Genomic DNA, 2778 nt, shown 5'->3' with positions numbered 1-2778 from the left:
CGAGCCGCAGGTGGCCGTTGTGTATCGGTGCGAAGGTGCCGCCGAAGAAGCCGATCGCCTTGACCGCAGTGGTCAGTGGCTGGTGACCAGTGACCAGAGAATCTGGCCCGAGAGGAGTGATACGCGGCGTTTCGCTTTTCAACTGGCCACTAACCACTGATCACGAGCCACTGCTTCACCTGACATTGCCATCTCCGAGCACCACCCATTTCACCGAGGTCAGGCCTTCGAGGCCGACCGGGCCACGGGCGTGGAACTTGTCGGTGGAGATGCCGATTTCAGCGCCGAGGCCATATTCGTAGCCGTCGGCGAAGCGCGTCGAGGCATTGACCATCACCGAACTGGAATCGACTTCGCGCAGGAAACGGCGCGCCTTCGTGTAGTTCTCGGTGACGATCGCATCGGTGTGCGCCGAGCCGTGGCGGGCGATGTGGTCCATTGCATCGTCGATGCCGTTGACGATCTTCACGGCCAGGATCGGCGCGAGGTATTCGGTATCCCAGTCTTCGGCCTTCGCGGCCTTGGCCTGCGGCAGGATCTGGCGGGTGCGTTCGCAGCCGCGCAGTTCCACGTCGTGGCCGCTGTAGATCGGCGCCAGCAGTTCCAGCAGCCTGGCGGCGATCGGGGCATCGATCAGCAGCGTTTCCATTGTGTTGCAGGTGCCGTAGCGCTGGGTCTTGGCATTGACGGCGATCGACACCGCCTTGTCGAGATCGGCCTCTTGGTCGACATAGACGTGGCAGTTGCCGTCGAGATGCTTGATTACCGGCACCTTGGCATGTTCGGAGACGAACGCGACCAAGCCCTTGCCGCCGCGCGGAATGACCACGTCGATCGCTTCCGGCATCGCCAGCATCGCGGCGACGGCGGCGCGGTCGGTGGTGTCGACCACTTGCACCGCATCGCTGGGCAGACCGGCGGATTTCAGTGCCCGCGAGATGCAGCGGGCGATCGCCTGATTGCTGTGCATCGCTTCCGAGCCGCCGCGGAGCACGCAGGCATTGCCGGACTTCAGGCACAGCGCTGCGGCATCGGCGGTCACGTTCGGGCGCGATTCGTAGATGATGCCGACGACGCCGAGCGGCACCCGCATCTTGCCGACCTGGATGCCGGACGGCCGCATCTTCAGATCGAACATTTCACCGATCGGATCGGGCAGGGCGGCGACCTGGCGCACGCCATCGGCCATCGCGGCCACGCGGGACGGGTTCAGCTCCAGGCGCTCGACCAGCGCTTCGTCCAGCTTCGCATCACGGGCCGCGCGTAGATCCAGGGCGTTGGCTTCGAGGATGGTGGTGGCCTCGGCCATGATCACATCGGCCAGCGCGAACAGGGCGGCGTTCTTCTCGCCGGTGCTGGCGCGGGCGATCAGCCGGGCGGCCGCGCGGGCGCGCGTGCCGACCTCTTTCATGTAGCGGTTGACCGCGTCGTTGCCGGCCGCGTCCTTCCTGAATTCCCTGTTGGTTGCCGCAGTCATCGCCTTGCCGTTGCCGCCTTTTTCCTCGCCGTCGTCGAAACGGCCACGATCAATGTTAACAACTCTTCCCAGGCCTGCGGCTGACCGCCGCTGGACTTGGCCTGGGCGTCGACCTGCGCGCACTTGCGCAGCCAGCCGAGCACCTGGTTCGGCGTCGAGCGTTCCGCGGCTTTTGTGTAGGCCGCCTGGTTGGCCTTGTGGATGCGCGCGGCCTCGACAGCCGAGGCCGCATTGCCGGTGCGCGCCATCAGATTGGCGACGTTGGCGAGTTGGCGCAGGCCGGTGGCCAGCAGCAGGGTGATCGGCACGATATCCATGCCTTCGCCACGCAAGGTATCGAGGCCACGCATCGCGCCGCGGGCATCGCCGGCCATGATCTTGTTGATCCAGCCGAAGACGTCGATGTGTGCGGAATCGGCGACTGCGGTGTCGATGGCATCGACATTCAGCCGCGCGCCCTTGCCATGCAGCAGCACCAGCTTCTGCACTTCCTGCTGGGCGGCCAGCAGATTGCCCTCGGTGCGCTCGGCGAGCAGTTGCAGCGCTTCCGGTTCGGCATCGAGCCCAGCTGCTTTCAGGCGACTGCCGATCCAGCCCGGCAGCTCGCCCGGCTTCATCGCTTCGAAGTACAGGCTGGCACCGGCCGCTTCGAGTGCCGAAAACCAGCCGCCGCTGCGGGTGCGCCATTCCAGCTTGTTGACGTGGATCAGCAGCAGCACGTCGCGCGGTGGCGCGCTGGCCAGCTGCTGCAGGATCTTGCCGCCGGCGACATCGGGCGCGTTGTGCAGGCGCAGTTCGACGATGCGCAAGGACGCGAACAGCGACATCGCATTGCAGGCATCGAGCAGCAGGCCCCACTCGAAGCCCTTTTCGGCATCGAGCACTTCCCGCTCGGAATAGCCTACCGCGCGCGCCTTGGCGCGGATCGCATCGAGCGCTTCCTGAGCCAGCAGCGGTTCCTCGCCACCGACGACGTACAGCGGCGCCAGGCCCTTGGCGAGCGTGGCCGGTAGTTGCGACAGGTTCAGGCGCGCCATGCTGAGTTCAGGCCGACAGGAACGCAGCGACCAGCGCCGCGGTTTCTTCGGGGGCGTCGAAATGCAGCATGTGCCCGGCTTCCGGCAGTAGTTCGACCCGGTGGCGACGGAAGCAGCTGACCCGCGCCGCGCGCTGTTCGGGTGGCATCTTGACGAAAGACTTGCCGGCGTCGACGAACAAGGTATCCGCCGTCACCTCGCGCCAGACCGCGTTCGAATCCTCGGCGTGATAGAGCCCGGGGCCGTGGCGGTAATGCTTGGGAT

General features: G+C 65.9%; 3 protein-coding genes. All 3 read right to left on the bottom strand.

The genetic code is table 11. From position 1 onward, the window contains the following. Nucleotides 1-175: 175 nt before the first annotated feature. Entirely contained in the window at nucleotides 176-1411 is a 1236-nt protein-coding gene (locus Q0D45_RS03040; RefSeq protein ID WP_366946328.1) for a glutamate-5-semialdehyde dehydrogenase, read from the bottom strand. Between the two features lie 62 nt (nucleotides 1412-1473). Next, nucleotides 1474-2514 (bottom strand): DNA polymerase III subunit delta, encoded by a 1041-nt coding sequence (holA, locus tag Q0D45_RS03035; RefSeq protein WP_293388325.1) that lies wholly within the window; start codon nucleotides 2512-2514, stop codon nucleotides 1474-1476. Next, the coding region (locus tag Q0D45_RS03030) for a hypothetical protein (RefSeq protein ID WP_366946327.1) at nucleotides 2502-2778 on the bottom strand (277 nt) is incomplete at its 5' end. The genes holA and Q0D45_RS03030, both read right to left, overlap by 13 nt.

The organism is Nevskia sp. (assembly GCF_023266035.1).
GTDB lineage: Bacteria > Pseudomonadota > Gammaproteobacteria > Nevskiales > Nevskiaceae > Nevskia.
Note: the sequence above shows the minus strand (reverse complement) of the source record. Positions and strands in the feature narration are given on the sequence as shown.

What these genes read in the sequence shown, in the direction of transcription:
- Q0D45_RS03040 (WP_366946328.1), bottom strand. Translation starts at nt 1,411, where the DNA reads ATGAAAGAGGTCGGCACGCGCGCCCGCGCGGCCGCCCGGCTGATCGCC.
- holA (WP_293388325.1), bottom strand. Translation starts at nt 2,514, where the DNA reads ATGGCGCGCCTGAACCTGTCGCAACTACCGGCCACGCTCGCCAAGGGC.